This is a genomic window from Parasynechococcus sp. (assembly GCF_042954245.1).
Taxonomy (GTDB): domain Bacteria; phylum Cyanobacteriota; class Cyanobacteriia; order PCC-6307; family Cyanobiaceae; genus Parasynechococcus.
In genome coordinates this window covers 1-14,045 of record NZ_JBGKDP010000210.1, presented here as the reverse complement: position 1 = coordinate 14,045, position 14,045 = coordinate 1, and the positions used below count along the sequence as shown (strand labels likewise).

Below are 14,045 nucleotides of genomic sequence, written 5' to 3'. Positions count from 1 at the left end.
AGCGGCGAAGAGGCCACCCCCGGCCAAACGGTGGTGGTGCACTACCGCGGCACCCTGGAAGACGGACTGCAGTTCGATGCCAGCTACGACCGCGGCACCCCCTTCAGCTTCCCCCTCGGCGCTGGTCGGGTGATCAAGGGTTGGGATGAAGGCGTCGCCGGAATGACAGTGGGTGGCAAGCGCAAGCTGGTGATCCCCTCCGACCTGGCCTACGGAACCCGGGGCGCCGGTGGCGTAATTCCCCCCAACGCAAACTTAATCTTCGAGGTGGAACTGCTCGACGTGAAGAAGTGAGCGGAAGCTAGGCTCAATCCAAGCCAATTCCGCTCTGAACCGATGCTGCGCTCGGCCCTTTCCGCCCTTGCATGTGCCCTCCCTGCCCCCGTGGCAGAAGCCCATTGCGACGGTCCTTGTGGCGTGTACGACCCGGCTTCCGCTCGTGTGGCAGCCGAAGCCGTGCTGTCGATGACCAAAAAGCTGAAGGCGATGGAAGCTCCCTCCGCTGGTGACGCCGCTGCCCTGGCTGCTTACAACAACACCTTCGGCCGCTACGTCGCCATCAAGGAAGAGGAAGCACAGAAGACCAAGAAAGAACTGTTGATCCTCTGGACCGACTACTTCAAGCCCGATCACCTGGCCACCTTCCCCGACCTACACGACACCTTCTGGAAAGCAGCCAAACTCTGCAGCGCCTGCAAGGTGAACATCGATCAGGCCAAGTCAGAAGAACTGATGGCTGCCGTTGAAAAAATCCACGGCATGTTCTGGCAGTCCAAGGGCCGTTCCGATGCCTGGATCACCGCATCCTGAGTTCGAACAGAACCAATCCCCCTATCGCAGCAGCAGGTCTTCGCGACCTGTTGCTGCTTTTTTGTGGGCGACGGCTGCTGCTCCGCGTCGAAGGGCGATCGATGCAACCGACCCTTGAACCCGGAGATCGGGTTTTGGTCAGACGTCTGGGACGGAAGCCCCCTCCCAGCTTGGGATCCGTGGTCGTGACCTGGCATCCACAGCAAAAAAAACTGCGCCTGATCAAGCGCCTGAAGAGCGTTGAGAAAACGGGGCTTTGGTTGCTGGGAGACAACCCCGCCGAAAGCACCGACAGCCGCAAACTTGGAGCGGTGCCAACAAACCTGTTGATTGGCCAGGTGGTGGGCCGGCTCCCGCGCGGGGAATCAGAACAGAGCCGGTGAGGTCTTCTGCAGCCAGATGGCCCCGGTGATGATCGAGAGAGCACCCGCACCGCCCATGAGGAAGGGCATCAGCCAGGCACCGCTGCGGAGGGTAAGGAACGATACCACCGACACCACGACCACCATGGCGCCGATGGATCCAAGCAAGTAAGCAACCAGATAGCCCACAGCGACGTGGGGCGGCAGGGCCAAAGCAGGGATCACCGCGAGCAGGTGACTGGCGCCCGCTAGGCCATGCAGCAGACCCAGGCCGGAGGAGGCATGGACGTGGCGACGGTGGTTGCTAGAGCCGCGCACATGCAGGTGAAGATGACGATGCTCTGCGGCACCGTCGTGGCGGTGCTCATGAGTGTGCAGCTCCAACCCGAAGGCCGTGCGCACGGCCAGGGCACCCACCACCAGCAGGGCCACACCCACGAGGAATTCCGCCCAAGACGACATGGCCTCCACATGGGCCAGGTCTTTCAGCCCAATGGCGATCAACGCCAGAACCACAACTCCGGTGGAATGACCGGCACCCCAAGCAAGGGCGTGACGAAAGGCCGCCCATGGCTTGTTCAGGGAGAAGGGCGCCATCACGACCAAGTGATCAGCACCACCCACCACATGAACGGCCCCAGCTGCAACACCGGTCAAAAGGCTAATCAGCACAAAGAACCACCTGAATGATGTGATTCTGCATCAGCAGTGAAAGAACAACGGCCTTAACCGGCCTGGATTAACTGCACCAGACCAGCTTCAACATCCGGCTGCCGCATCAGGGCTTCCCCCACCAGCACAGCCCCCGCACCGGTGGCTTGCACCCGATCAAGATCGGCCCGGCTGAACAGACCCGATTCACTCACCAGAAGCGCCCCCTGTTGCTTCAAACGGTCGTTGAAGTCGATCAGCAGCCGCTCCGTCGTGGCCAGATCCGTCTCGAAGCTGGTGAGATCACGGTTGTTGATCCCGATCAAGGGGAAGCCGCCAATGCTCAGCACACGGTCCATTTCGGTGGCATCGTGGACCTCCACCAACACCGTGAGACCCAGTGCCGCCGCAGCCTTGCTGAGATAATGAAGATCCTGGTCCGACAGGATGGCAGCGATTAGCAGCACCGCATCAGCGCCGGCCGCCCTAGCCTGAAACAGCTGGTAAGGGCTCAGCACAAACTCCTTGCAGAGCAGAGGCAGGTCGACGGCCTGACGCACCTCCACCAAGACATCAAAACCGCCCTGGAAAAAGGTCTTGTCGGTGAGCACCGAGAGGCAGCTTGCACCGCCAGCAGCGTAGGCCTTGGCAATCGCCACCGGGTCGAAATCCTCACGGATCACCCCTTTGCTGGGGCTCGCTTTTTTCACCTCAGCGATCACGGCTGGTTTCGTGGCGGCCGCCTGAAGCACCCCCAAAAAATCCTTCGTGGGGGGAAGCTTGGCAATCTGCTGCTTCAGGTTGTCGAGGGGACCCTTGTCGCGGGCAGCATCGATCTCACGGTCTTTTTCCCAAACAATTTTCTCAAGGATGTGACGCGGTTTCTCGTCATCGTGGGGCACCGCGTATTCGAGATGGGCCACCCGCACCTTGGGGTTGGGGGGACGACGGCGGATCTCCATGGAACAGGGAAAAGACTGGAACGAAAAAGCTGGGCGGGTTCAGGCGGCCATCTGGGCGGCAGCCTGCTTGTAAGAGACCTCTACCACCTCGCTGAGGGTCGGGTGGGTGTGCACCTCGGTGGCGAGCTGACGCACGCTCTGACGCCGGGCAACGGCATTGGCCACCTCCTGGATCAGGTCAGCGGCGTGAAGTCCGTAGATGTGGGCCCCCAGCACTTCACCACTGGTTTTATTGAACAGCAGCTTCATCAGGCCATCGCTGTGCAGCTCAGCCAAAGCTTTGGAATTGGCCTTGAAGTAGCTGCGAACGGAACCGAGCTGGAAGCCATCCTTCTCCGCCAAAGCTTTGGCATCCGCCTCGGTGAGGCCAACAGAGCTGATCTCGGGATGGGTGAAGGTGGCTGCCGGAACGCTGCGGTAATCGATCTCGCGCGCATGACCAAGGATGTTGTCCACGGCAACGGTGCCTTGGGCAGCGGCCGTGTGGGCCAGCATCAGCTTGCCGGTCACATCTCCGACGGCCCAGAGATGGGGCACCGGTTGGTCGTTGACCAGGACGTGCATGGCGTCGTCGATCGGGACGAAGCCGCGGTTCGTCTCCACATTCAGCGACTCCAGGTTGAGGCCCTTGCTGCTGGGAACACGCCCTGTCGCCACCAGAACGGCATCCACCTCAAGGGTCTCCACCAGTTCACGGCTGTTGAAATCAGCCAGTTCGATCTGCACCGGACAGCCCGGGGTGACCTTGCGGGCCAGCAAACCGGAACGAGCATCAATATCGCGACCATCAATCAGATGACGCCCAGCGATCTTGGCGATGTCGGGATCAAAGGTGGGCATCACCTTGTCCATGGCCTCGATCATCGTCACTTCGCAACCGAGAGCGGTGTACACATCAGCGAATTCAAGGCCGATGTACCCGCTGCCGATGATGGCGATCCAGCGGGGCAGCCACTCCAGGTTGATGGCCTCGTCACTGGTAAACACCGTGCGGCCATCGGTTTCGATGCCTGGCGGCACGAAGGGATCAGACCCCGTGGCGATGATCACGTCCTTGGCGGTCAGCACCCTGTCGACTCCACTGGGCTCCCGCAGCCCCACCTTCTGGCTGCCCTCTAGACGGCCGTGCCCGCGAAGGATCGTCACTCCGGCCCGTTCGAGGGTTTTGGTGAGGTTGGTGCGGATGGTCTGAACCAGCTGATTGGCGTGATCAGCGATTTTCTGCCGCTCGAAGCGCACAGGAGCAGCGTGAATGCCGAAGCTTGACAAGTGCTTGTCGTCCGCCAGTTCCCGCACTTTTCCACTGGCGGCCAGCAGCGCCTTGGAGGGAACGCAGCCCCGGTTCACACAGGTACCACCCATGTCGCGAGATTCAACGATCGCTGTCTTCAGGCCGTACTCGGCGGCATGTTTGGCAGCGTCGAAGCCGCCGTAGCCGGCTCCAATAACAATGACGTCGAAGTCGAAGCTGGCGTCGCTCACCCGAACTGCTGCGATGTGGCGGTCATTGTCGCTCTTCGCCGCTCCAGAAGGAGAGGAACAGCGGCAGACGCCACATTCAGGGATTCCACCCGTGCGCTGTGGGGGAGCGTGACGGCATGGGTGCAGCAGGCCTGCAGATCCGGATGCAGACCTGAGCCCTCGGTTCCCAGCACCAGCGCCGTCGGCAGCGTCCAATCGAGATCCCAATAGGGAGAGGGAGGATCAGCCTTGGTCGAATCGGGCACCAGGGTGGCCACCACTTGCACACCCAAGGCCACCAGCTGCTTGAGTTCCTGCTGAAGCTGTGAAATCGCCATCGCTTCGCTCGGGCCAAAGCGTTGATGCGGCAGTTGAAGCAGAGCACCGGCAGAGGCCCGCAACACCTTCGTGCCGAGGGGATCAACGCCAGCCCCCATCCAGACCGCATTGACGTCAGCGGCCAGGGCCATGCGCAGCAAAGTGCCCAGATTCCCTGGATCCTGAATCCGATCCAGAACCAGGAGAAAGTCCAGCTCTGGAGGGACGGTGGGCAGTCGATCCAGGGGGCTCAGGCAGGCAACACCATCGGGTGTGACCGTCGTGAGAGCGGCCCGCAACACCTCATCGGTGACGATCCGCCATCGTACTTGGGAATAACGTTCAGCCAGGACCGAATGGCGTTGCAACCAGACTTCAGTCGCGATGATTTCCTCGGGTGCGTTGCCTTGCCTGAGAACTTCCTGCAACAGGTGGGTGCCCTCAAGAAGCAACAGCCCCTCGGCCTCTCGCCCCGCACGGGTGGCCAGGGTTCGCAGCCGTTTGACCAGGGGATTGCGTCGGCTGCTGATCAGGGGAGAGGAGAAATCCAGAGAACGATTCAGAACGCTGCGTGTTTGCGCACGTTCAGGCCTTTGTGAACGCTCAGATTGTCGCCATCCAGCTCAAGACCATTGATGGCTGCGATCTCACCTTTAAGTCCTTCCGCTGCAAGGTTTTCGACCATCTTTTTGATGACTTGATCCTCAACGGCAGTGTGATCAATGGGATCAGGGGTGAGTAGCTCAAGGAACTTGCCAATCTTGGAAGCAACTACTTCCGATGCGTTGGAGATCTTGAGAACGATCATGATTGTCGGAAGTTGCTACCCGACAAAGTTAGTGCGGATGGGGAGACTTGAACTCCCACGATGTTGCCACCACTAGTACCTGAAACTAGCGCGTCTACCAATTCCGCCACATCCGCTGGCGTGTCGTGTTTGACGGAATGACCATAGGGCATCGCCGATCTGTGGCAGCCCCGGCCGCGTAACAGACTATCCAGTTTGAACGCCGGCCGTCTAGACGGTCTCAAAGACTGTTGCCAAAATCCGGATATAGGGGATCAGCTCATCGATGATGGCCGTTGCAGAAGCATCTCAAGAGGGTCTCAAGCAACGCCTCAGTGTCAACGGCGGACACGCCTTGAAGGGAATGCTTCGCGTCAGCGGTGCGAAAAACTCTGCCCTGGTGCTGATGACAGCCAGCCTTCTCAGTGAGGAGACCATTGAGCTGACCAACATTCCCTCCCTCACAGACATCGATGGCATAAGCGCCATCCTTGAATCTCTGGGGGTTCAAGTCGACAGGCAGTCGGACTGCATTCGCCTCACCGCCGCCGAGCTCAGCGGCTCGGCCCCTCCCTACGAACTGGTCAACAGCCTTCGCGCGAGTTTCTTCAGCATTGGTCCCCTGCTTGGACGCCTGGGACACGCGCGGGTCCCCCTTCCTGGGGGTTGCCACATCGGGGCACGTCCCGTCGTCGAGCACATCCGCGGCCTGAAAGCCCTCGGTGCCGTCGTCAATGTGGAGCATGGAATTGTCATGGCCTCAGTGCCCGGCAGCAAAAAATGCCTGACAGGCGCTCAGATCGTGCTCGACTGCCCCAGCGTTGGCGCCACCGAAACCATTCTGATGGCAGCGGTTCTGGCCGATGGGGTCTCCACCATTGAAAACGCTGCTCAAGAACCTGAAGTGAAGGACCTGGCCAACTTGCTCAATAGCATGGGAGCCCAGGTCAGCGGCGCTGGCGGCCCGGTGATCACCGTTAAGGGAGTGGAGCGGCTCCGTGGTTGCAACAACTATCCGGTGATCCCGGATCGCATCGAAGCCGGAACTTTCCTGATAGCGGCCGCGATCACGCGTTCACCACTGGTGGTAGAGCCCGTCATTCCAGAGCATCTCAGCGCTGTGATCCAAAAGCTTCGGGATTGCGGTTGCTCCATCGAGATCAAGGGGAGGGCCGTGATGATCACCCCCGGCGAGATCACGGCCGTGGACATCACCACCCAACCGTTCCCCGGGTTTCCAACCGATCTTCAGGCACCGTTCATGGCCCTGATGTGCACCGCGAAGGGCACCAGTGTGATCAGGGAAAAAATCTACGAAAATCGGCTGCAACATGTGGCTGAACTGCAGCGCATGGGGGCATCGATTCGGCTCGAGGGCAGCACAGCCATCGTGGAAGGCGTGGCTCAGCTGAGCGCAGCTCCCGTCACCGGCACCGACCTCCGTGCAGCCGCTGCCATGGTGCTGGCTGGCCTCTCCGCCAAAGGAATCACCGAAGTGGCTGGTCTGAAGCACCTCGACCGAGGCTACGACGACCTCGAAGCCAAGCTCAGCGCAGCCGGCGCCGAGGTGAAGCGCAACATTCCCTGAAGAGGGGCCCTTCAATCAATACAATCCCTGTGAGGGAGCCTGGCGGAATTGGTAGACGCAGCTGACTCAAAATCAGCCGGCCACTGGTCTTGGGGGTTCAAGTCCCCCGGCTCCCATCCCTCCGCTGTAATGAATACCTACAGCCGTTTCCCTTTGGCTCTGACCAAAGGGAAGGGTTGCTGGGTCAAGGACACCCAAGGGCGGCGCTACCTGGATGCAGTCGCTGGCATCGCCACCTGCACCCTGGGCCACAGCGACAGAGCCATGCAGCGGGCTCTGCGCATACAGCTGCGACGGCTCCAGCACGTTTCCACCCTTTATCGGATTCCGGAACAGGAAGAGCTGGCCAGCTGGCTGGTGCGCAACAGCTGTGCCGACAGCGTCTTTTTCTGCAATTCAGGCGCCGAAGCCAATGAAGCCGCGATCAAGCTGGCCCGCAAACACGGCCATCAACTGCGCGGCATCGAACAGCCCGTGATCCTCACGGCAGCAGCCAGCTTCCATGGCCGCACGCTCGCGGCGGTCACCGCCACCGGTCAACCCAAGTACCACAGGGGGTTTGAGCCCATGGTAACCGGGTTTGATTACTTCCCTTACAACAATCTGAAGGCTCTCGAAGCCCTGATCAACCGCTACGAACAGGCCGGTCCCTCGATCGCGGCTGTTCTGGTTGAACCCCTGCAAGGTGAGGGTGGCGTCAACCCTGGAGACCTCGCTTTCTTCTCACGCCTGCGCGAGATCTGCACTGAGAACAACATCCTGCTGATCCTTGATGAGGTGCAGGTGGGCATGGGGCGGAGTGGCCGCCTGTGGGGCTATGAGCAGCTGGGCATCACCCCTGACGCCTTCACCCTGGCCAAGGGCCTGGGCGGTGGCCATGCCATTGGTGCCTTGCTGGTGAAGGCGTCAGCTGATGTGTTTGAACCCGGCGACCATGCCAGCACCTTCGGCGGCAATCCCTTCGCCTGCCGGGCGGGGTTAACAGTGGCCACCGAAATCGAACGACGAGATCTACTGACCAACGTCACAGCCCGCGGCGAACAACTGCGCGATGGGCTCCAGGAGCTTGTGAACTGTTTCCCCGAGCACCTGCAAAGCGTGCGGGGCTGGGGCCTGCTGCAGGGCATCGTGATCCGAGAGGGCAGCAGTTGGACGGCCCCCGCGCTGGCGAAAGCCGCCATCGACTACGGTCTGCTGCTGGTGGCGGCCGGCCCCTCAGTGCTGCGCATGGTTCCCCCACTGACCATCAACAAGCGCGAGGTGCGCAAACTGCTGCGCCGTCTGGCGGCAACCTTCTCCAGCCTCAGCTGAGTGGACGATCTGTCTGATCTGATCCCACGCTTCGATCTGTGTGGCATGGATCTGCAGTTGGATCGCATGCATGCGGCCCTCCACGAGCTCGACCATCCCTGTCGGACGATTCCCGCGATCCAGGTGCTGGGCACCAACGGGAAGGGATCCATCATCAGCTTTCTGGAATCAGCCCTCTGTGCCGCCGGCCTCCGCTGCGGGGTCACCACCTCCCCCCACCTGGTGAGCTGGTGCGAACGCATCCGTATCCAGGGGAACCCCATTGCGGTTAAAACACTGCGCAGCCAGTTGCAGGCGCTCCAGCCCCTGAATGAACGGCATCGGCTCACCCCGTTTGAACTGCTCGTGACCGCAGCCTTGTTGAAGTTCCAGCGGCACGCCTGCGACCTGCTGGTGCTGGAAGTGGGGCTGGGGGGACGGCTTGATGCCACCACGGCCCATCCATGCCGTCCTGTGGTGGCCGTCGCCAGCATTGGGATGGACCACTGCGAGCACCTGGGCAACAGCCTCACCGCCATCGCAACCGAAAAAGCGGCAGCGATCCCGCCTCAGGCCACCGTGATCAGTTGCGCCCAAGCCCCTGAAGTGCAGGACGTCCTGGAGACAACCTGCCGCACTCAGCAGGCCAAACTCCACTGGGTGAAGCCCCTGAATTCAACCTGGCAACTGGGCTTGCCCGGCGCCATTCAGCGAAGTAACGCCGCTGTTGCCCTTGGTGCCTTGCAAGCCCTCTCTAGCTTGGGCTGGTCGTTGCCTGAGGCTGTGATTCAGGAGGGCTTCGCCACAGCCCACTGGCCCGGTCGCCTGCAAACCGTGCATTGGGGCGACCACAAGCTTCGCCTCGATGGAGCCCACAATCCACCGGCCGCAGTGCAGCTGGCCGAAGAACGCAGCCAGTGGAGCGATGCCTGCAACGGTGTTGTATGGATCCTAGCGATTCAGGCCCATAAGGACGCTGTCGCCATGCTCCAGACGCTGCTGCAGCCCCAGGACCAGGCCTGGATCATTCCGGTGCCAAGCCACGAGAGCTGGAGCCGGTCGGCCCTCCTCCAGGAGCTGCCTCAGCTCGAGCTCCAGCTGCAGGAGGCCGACGGCCTCGAAGGCGTGCTGCACCAGCTCAGCAGTAACGGATGGCCGACACCAGTGCCGATTGTTGCCGGATCGCTGTATCTGATCGGTGACCTGTTCGCTCGCGGCGTTGTAACGGCAGAGTGAGCACAGCTTGCGCGTGGACTGTGCTGCGAATCTCCTGGTTATTGGGCCTTCTCCTGCCCCTTCTGCTCATGGCAACGCCTGCCCAGGCCCTGGACACCTCAGCTGGGGTGGGACTGCAGGACCGGGCCTTGTTCCAGGAAAAGGTGGACTACACGCTCACCAACCAGAGCAACGGCGACTTCGAGGGGCAGAACCTGGCCAACACATCCTTCGCTGGAGCTGTGGGCCGCGGAGCGAATTTCCGGGGCGCCAACCTGCATGGCGCGATCCTCACCCAAGGGGCCTTCGCCGAAGCTGATTTCCAAGGCGCTGACCTCTCCGATGCCCTGATGGATCGCGCCGACTTCGTCGCCACCGATCTACGCAATGCCGTCCTGACCGGGATCATTGCGTCGGGCAGCAGTTTCAGCAACGCTCAGATCGAGGGGGCCGATTTCACTGATGCCCTGCTCGATCGTGATGATCAACACCGGCTGTGCGGCGAGGCCGATGGCATCAACCCCAGCACCGGAGTCACCACCTTCGACAGTCTGGGCTGCTGATCCTCAGGAGCGCTCCTCCCAACCCCGAAGCTTGCCGGGATTGAGCAGGCCGGCAGGATCAAAGCGCTGCTTGGCCGCCACCTGATCGGCATCGATGACACCAAGGCCGCCGTCTTCCACGGTGATCACATGGGGATTAAACAACACGGCACCCGCGGCCCTGCAGTCGTCCATCAACCGGTTCAGCTGATCTGCCCCCTGCCAACGCACGAGCGGCAGAGCCGCCAGCCGAGGACAGCCCTGCTGACGCACAAGCTCGAGATGCCAGACCAGGGCATCACCCCAGCGTTGCTTCAGTGCCGCCATCGCTGGGGCCTCCGGTTGGGGCAACAGCATCTGCAGGTAGGTCCATCCCGGCTCTGAAGCCCGCACATGCAGGGTGGTGTGATTCCAGCTCAGCTCGCGCAAGCCATTGCCCCCGGAGAGATCCTCAGGGCCAAGATCCCGCAGGCTGGCGCAGGCTGACTGCGCCAGCCGTTGGAGGCTGTTGAGCCCATCGGGGGCGACGAGCAACAGCAGCCGGTTGGCTGAGACGGCAGGACCAGCCCAGCCGGGCATCCGCGACAGCAGCGGCTGTTCCAGCAGGCTCGCCAAATGGAGATCCAAGGCCGAGGCAGCGATCCGGTGCATCAGCTCAATCGCCTGCTCCCAGTGCTCGCAGTCCACACTCACCTGGTGCCAGTTGACCGCTGGAGCTGTGGCCAGGCTGAGGGCCGTGATGATGCCGTTGGTGCCGTAGGCGTGATTCAAGGCCTCCGCATCAGTCTCGCTGAGTTGATGGCGCTGGGCATCGGGGCGTAGCGGCACGATCTCCAACCCGAGCAGATGTCCTGGATCCCGCAGAAAGCCCCAGCGCAGCGAACCGATGCCCCCAGAACCCCCTGCAACAAAGCCGCCAATGGTGGCGCTGCGCCAGGTGCTGGGCATCAAGCGCAGCTGGCGTCCATGCCGGCGCAACTCCTGATCCAGATCGCGCATCACACAGCCCGGTTCCACGGTTACCACCCCAGTGAGCGGATCAATCGATCGGATCTGCCGCAGGGCCGTGGTGAGCATCACCACGCCACCCTTCAGAGGCACACATTGGCCGTAGTTCCCTGTCCCGGAGCCTCGCAGGGTTAAGGGAACTTGGTGCTCAGCGCAGGCCGAAGCCAGCCGTTCAACGACGTCCACCGAGCGGGGGCGGACCACCAACTCAGCACGGCAGGCCTCCAGCCGCGACGTCAGGACGGGGGAGTACTCAAAGGCGTCCCGGGAATGGCGCTGCAGCTCCCCCCGTTCCTCCAACAACTCCAGTTCCGGAACAGCGCTGAGAGCTTGTCGCAGGGCAATGAAGGCTTCGGCGCGACCCATGGCGTGGCGGAACACTGGTCAGGGTCTAGCTGCCCGATGACGACTGCCAGTGGCCGTCCACGAGAACCTGACACTGCGGAACATAACGGATCAGGTCCGACCATCCCTGGCCCTCCATGCAGATCAGATCGGCTGGAGCCCCGGCCCGCAGCACCCCATCCCACTCCAGTTGAAGAATGGCGGGCGGTGCCGTAGTGAAGGGGGCCAGGCCTAGGCGCTGCCAGGGCAACAACTGGGTCAACGGCATCGACGCGGCCAGCAGGGCCAAGGGATCGAAGTCGCCTCCCGGGAACCAGGGGTCAGCCACGTTGTCACCCGCCACCGCCACGGGAACACCACAACGTTGCAACTGACGGATCGGAGCCTGCGGACGCTGAAGTGGTGTGGCGTAATCCGCCCGCGCCAGCAACCAGGCATTGGTGAGGGGGAGGGCAATCACACTGAGCTGCGCAGCCGCCATGCGGTCTGCCAACTGCATAAGGCGTGGAGCTGACAGCAGGGAAAGACTGCTGGCATGGCTGCAGGTGACAGGAACCTGCACCGGCACGCGCCGCAGAGCCTTCAACAGCTGAACCATGCCCTCCGCCGGACCGCGATCCACCTCATCGATGTGCAGATCGACGCCGCAGTTGTGGCGATCAGCCAGGCGCAACAACACCTCCAACTGCTGGGTGACCACAGCCGATCTACAAGGAGGTGCCAGAACACCACCAAGACAGCCGCCACTGGCGGCCACGCGACGCGCCAGAGCATCCGCTTCAGCTGAACACCAGAATTCCAAGGGCACCAGCGCCACCAGCTGCAGATCGATGCGGCTGCGCCAGCGCTGCTGCAGGGTGAGCAAGGCATCCCAGCTGGGCTCAGCGCCGGGGCCACCACTGTCGACATGGCTGCGCATGGCCCGCAGCCCATTGGCGAATGCCCTCTCCATCGCGCGTTCTCCGCGTTGGAGCACGGAGACCACGGTTCGGGTGCTGTGCTCCCGCAGGTTGGCGTCCAGGGCACCCCCATAGCTGCCGCTGAGGTTGGGATGCTCCTGCCAGGTGTAGGCCTTGTCCAAATGGACATGGCAGTCGACCAAGCGCGGCAGCACCATCCGAGACGGTGGCACGTGTTCGACGGGCAGGGGCTTGGGCTCCCGCAAGCGCCCCTGATGCCAGGCAAGGCGCACGGGCGTTAGCCCTTGCTTCTCGACGTCCGGCAGGGGCGTTGAAGGGGCGAAATCCAGCAGTCCAAGGGGTGCCCATGCTTCAAGGACACCACTCCCCGGCTGGGCCTCAAGCGGCGGGGCGTCCATCACTGCTCAGCACCGTTGCTGGCATCGGTGCTGATGACCACAAAATGACCTGCCACACCAAGGCTGAGCACTTCAAAGCCGGGCAGATGCAAACCTGGCAGCATCTCCTTCCTTTCCATCCGGGTGGAGTACAAACTGGCCACTAGCAGGTTGCGACGAGTGGTGAACTGACCGGCCAACGCCGCCAGTGCATCCCGCTGGGAGGCAATCAGTTCAGGGCAATTGCGAATCCAGATACGCAGGACCATCGGCAGGGTCGGTTCGTCGCACAGTTCCTTAGTGCCCAACCTGACCAGCTGGTCTCCGGCATGAGCTTGATAGTCCTCCAACGACGGGTTGGACATCACCAGCGACAGCACCCCGGCCGCTGCACCCCCCCCCGCCAAAATCGTCAGAGCAGACCGACCTTGCGGACGCGATGAAGGGGACACCAGGCAGGCTGCAGCTCGTGTTGGTAGATTCTCACGGACGCGGCGGGCGTCGCCAAGTGGTTAAGGCAGCGGCTTGTGGCGCCGCTATTCGGGGGTTCGAATCCCCTCGCTCGCCCTATCAACAATTCAACAAAGCTCTGAGGAGAGATTCAGCACCCCAGCCGATTGGATCCGTGCAGGGCAGATCCAGTGTTTGGCGGATGTGCTCCACCTCTTCTCCCTCATCGAGGCATGCGGTGTTGAGGGCAACAGCAGCTACACTGGCTGGCTCACCGGCCCCATCAGGCCGAGCCCAATTTGCAAGGGTTTCGGTCGCCCACAGCACCGCTGCCTCCACCGCACCGGCTGCGTAATCAACGCGGACAACATTTAGGGCGACCCCTTCTCCACTGATCAGAATTTCCGCCTGTCCTGTCCCCACAAAGCGCGCAGGGATCTCGGAGCGTTGGTCCGCCTCCAGCAGAGACAGGCATGCTCTCACCTTGCCGACAGCCATATTAGTGCCAACGGCCAGAAGGCGCCGACAGGGCAGCGCCGCAGCCAAATCCACCACCACCGGCACGTCACGCTCAATGCCAGTGACCTTGGCTAGAGGCTGGCCCGGATGGTCGGGATCGATCACCGCGACGATCGGTCCAACACGGCGGCGCCTAAATCCCGCTCATAACGCTGCCGCGCTTTCACCCACACCGATAGCAGTGCAAGTCAAAGCCTGACTCCTGCATGGCGGATCCCCAATCCAGCCATCGCCGAAGGTCGCAAGCGATCGTCCTGCAACTCAAGGCCAACAAAGGGGTTATCCACCAAGTTGAGATGGCTGTCGAGATCCGGCCAACGGATCAGGGGCAACAACTGGGCCGCTGCACCGTTCAATAACGAGCTGTCGGAGTAACAGCCCACCACCAGGTCCAGCCCCTTCATTCTGCGCCACTTGGGCCATCAACAAAGCCTGACTGA

15 protein-coding genes, 3 tRNA genes and 2 pseudogenes are annotated in these 14,045 nt (G+C 62.0%); 9 read left to right on the top strand and 11 right to left on the bottom strand.

The window, feature by feature from the left end:
• From ACGVJ8_RS09515 to sodX, 3 genes are all read left to right on the top strand, one after another.
• The coding region (locus ACGVJ8_RS09515) for an FKBP-type peptidyl-prolyl cis-trans isomerase (protein WP_392347541.1) at positions 1 to 294 on the top strand (294 nt) is incomplete at its 5' end.
• Positions 295 to 336: 42 nt separating this feature from the next.
• A complete protein-coding gene (gene sodN, locus ACGVJ8_RS09510) occupies positions 337 to 810 on the top strand; it encodes a superoxide dismutase, Ni (protein ID WP_392347539.1) in 474 nt (157 codons plus the stop codon).
• Positions 811 to 860: 50 nt separating this feature from the next.
• Complete coding sequence (sodX, locus tag ACGVJ8_RS09505) at positions 861 to 1,193, top strand: nickel-type superoxide dismutase maturation protease (protein ID WP_392347537.1); 333 nt, start codon at positions 861 to 863, stop codon at positions 1,191 to 1,193.
• Here the strand turns inward: sodX and ACGVJ8_RS09500 are convergent.
• The 6 genes from ACGVJ8_RS09500 to ACGVJ8_RS09475 form a co-directional block, all read right to left on the bottom strand.
• A complete protein-coding gene (locus ACGVJ8_RS09500) occupies positions 1,176 to 1,844 on the bottom strand; it encodes a hydantoin utilization protein A (protein ID WP_392347535.1) in 669 nt (222 codons plus the stop codon). The genes sodX and ACGVJ8_RS09500 overlap by 18 nt on opposite strands.
• A gap of 53 nt (positions 1,845 to 1,897) precedes the next feature.
• The gene (trpC, locus tag ACGVJ8_RS09495) at positions 1,898 to 2,785 is read right to left on the bottom strand and encodes an indole-3-glycerol phosphate synthase TrpC (RefSeq protein ID WP_392347533.1); all 888 of its coding nucleotides are present in this window, start codon (positions 2,783 to 2,785) and stop codon (positions 1,898 to 1,900) included.
• A 39-nt stretch (positions 2,786 to 2,824) separates the two neighbouring features.
• Positions 2,825 to 4,267 carry a dihydrolipoyl dehydrogenase gene (lpdA, locus tag ACGVJ8_RS09490; protein ID WP_392347531.1) on the bottom strand — a complete coding sequence of 481 codons (1,443 nt, stop codon included), beginning with the start codon at positions 4,265 to 4,267 and terminating at the stop codon, positions 2,825 to 2,827.
• Complete coding sequence (locus ACGVJ8_RS09485) at positions 4,264 to 5,097, bottom strand: TrmH family RNA methyltransferase (protein WP_392347547.1); 834 nt, start codon at positions 5,095 to 5,097, stop codon at positions 4,264 to 4,266. Before ACGVJ8_RS09485 ends, lpdA begins: the two co-directional genes overlap by 4 nt.
• A gap of 26 nt (positions 5,098 to 5,123) precedes the next feature.
• Positions 5,124 to 5,372 (bottom strand): hypothetical protein, encoded by a 249-nt coding sequence (locus ACGVJ8_RS09480; protein ID WP_392347529.1) that lies wholly within the window; start codon positions 5,370 to 5,372, stop codon positions 5,124 to 5,126.
• A 32-nt stretch (positions 5,373 to 5,404) separates the two neighbouring features.
• Positions 5,405 to 5,488 (bottom strand) — tRNA-Leu (locus tag ACGVJ8_RS09475).
• 149 nt (positions 5,489 to 5,637) lie between these two features.
• On the opposite strand from ACGVJ8_RS09475, the gene murA reads away from it, so the two are divergent.
• The 5 genes from murA to ACGVJ8_RS09450 all read left to right on the top strand — a co-directional run bounded on the left by murA (position 5,638) and on the right by ACGVJ8_RS09450 (position 10,007).
• A complete protein-coding gene (murA, locus tag ACGVJ8_RS09470) occupies positions 5,638 to 6,939 on the top strand; it encodes a UDP-N-acetylglucosamine 1-carboxyvinyltransferase (protein ID WP_392347527.1) in 1,302 nt (433 codons plus the stop codon).
• Between the two features lie 33 nt (positions 6,940 to 6,972).
• A tRNA-Leu gene (locus ACGVJ8_RS09465) sits at positions 6,973 to 7,055 on the top strand.
• Positions 7,056 to 7,068: 13 nt separating this feature from the next.
• Positions 7,069 to 8,250: an aspartate aminotransferase family protein gene (locus tag ACGVJ8_RS09460; protein WP_392347525.1), complete on the top strand. Its 1,182-nt coding sequence runs from the start codon at positions 7,069 to 7,071 to the stop codon at positions 8,248 to 8,250.
• The gene (locus ACGVJ8_RS09455) at positions 8,251 to 9,465 is read left to right on the top strand and encodes a bifunctional folylpolyglutamate synthase/dihydrofolate synthase (RefSeq protein WP_392347523.1); all 1,215 of its coding nucleotides are present in this window, start codon (positions 8,251 to 8,253) and stop codon (positions 9,463 to 9,465) included.
• Between the two features lie 68 nt (positions 9,466 to 9,533).
• Positions 9,534 to 10,007: a pentapeptide repeat-containing protein gene (locus ACGVJ8_RS09450; protein ID WP_392347521.1), complete on the top strand. Its 474-nt coding sequence runs from the start codon at positions 9,534 to 9,536 to the stop codon at positions 10,005 to 10,007.
• Positions 10,008 to 10,010: 3 nt separating this feature from the next.
• On the opposite strand, the gene ACGVJ8_RS09445 is transcribed toward ACGVJ8_RS09450, so the two are convergent.
• The 3 genes from ACGVJ8_RS09445 to ACGVJ8_RS09435 are packed head-to-tail and all read right to left on the bottom strand — an operon-like array spanning position 10,011 to position 13,046.
• On the bottom strand, positions 10,011 to 11,360 hold the full coding sequence (locus ACGVJ8_RS09445; RefSeq protein WP_392347545.1) for an FAD-binding oxidoreductase: 1,350 nt from the start codon (positions 11,358 to 11,360) through the stop codon (positions 10,011 to 10,013).
• Between the two features lie 25 nt (positions 11,361 to 11,385).
• Entirely contained in the window at positions 11,386 to 12,657 is a 1,272-nt protein-coding gene (locus tag ACGVJ8_RS09440; RefSeq protein WP_392347520.1) for an amidohydrolase family protein, read from the bottom strand.
• Complete coding sequence (locus ACGVJ8_RS09435) at positions 12,657 to 13,046, bottom strand: DUF4359 domain-containing protein (protein ID WP_392347543.1); 390 nt, start codon at positions 13,044 to 13,046, stop codon at positions 12,657 to 12,659. Before ACGVJ8_RS09435 ends, ACGVJ8_RS09440 begins: the two co-directional genes overlap by 1 nt.
• A gap of 84 nt (positions 13,047 to 13,130) precedes the next feature.
• On the opposite strand from ACGVJ8_RS09435, the gene ACGVJ8_RS09430 reads away from it, so the two are divergent.
• A tRNA-His gene (locus ACGVJ8_RS09430) sits at positions 13,131 to 13,203 on the top strand.
• Positions 13,204 to 13,206: 3 nt separating this feature from the next.
• Here the strand turns inward: ACGVJ8_RS09430 and ACGVJ8_RS09425 are convergent.
• Positions 13,207 to 13,737: pseudogene (locus tag ACGVJ8_RS09425) on the bottom strand (DUF1611 domain-containing protein); the annotation flags it as partial.
• A 56-nt stretch (positions 13,738 to 13,793) separates the two neighbouring features.
• Positions 13,794 to 14,045, bottom strand: a pseudogene (locus tag ACGVJ8_RS09420) (dipeptide epimerase); the annotation flags it as partial.

Bases quoted from the DNA above. Each gene is read 5' to 3' on its own strand.
- sodN (WP_392347539.1), top strand. From the start codon at position 337: ATGCTGCGCTCGGCCCTTTCCGCCCTTGCATGTGCCCTCCCTGCCCCC.
- trpC (WP_392347533.1), bottom strand. From the start codon at position 2,785: ATGGAGATCCGCCGTCGTCCCCCCAACCCCAAGGTGCGGGTGGCCCAT.
- ACGVJ8_RS09480 (WP_392347529.1), bottom strand. From the start codon at position 5,372: ATGATCGTTCTCAAGATCTCCAACGCATCGGAAGTAGTTGCTTCCAAG.
- murA (WP_392347527.1), top strand. From the start codon at position 5,638: ATGATGGCCGTTGCAGAAGCATCTCAAGAGGGTCTCAAGCAACGCCTC.
- ACGVJ8_RS09460 (WP_392347525.1), top strand. From the start codon at position 7,069: ATGAATACCTACAGCCGTTTCCCTTTGGCTCTGACCAAAGGGAAGGGT.
- ACGVJ8_RS09450 (WP_392347521.1), top strand. From the start codon at position 9,534: ATGGCAACGCCTGCCCAGGCCCTGGACACCTCAGCTGGGGTGGGACTG.
- ACGVJ8_RS09445 (WP_392347545.1), bottom strand. From the start codon at position 11,360: ATGGGTCGCGCCGAAGCCTTCATTGCCCTGCGACAAGCTCTCAGCGCT.
- ACGVJ8_RS09440 (WP_392347520.1), bottom strand. From the start codon at position 12,657: ATGGACGCCCCGCCGCTTGAGGCCCAGCCGGGGAGTGGTGTCCTTGAA.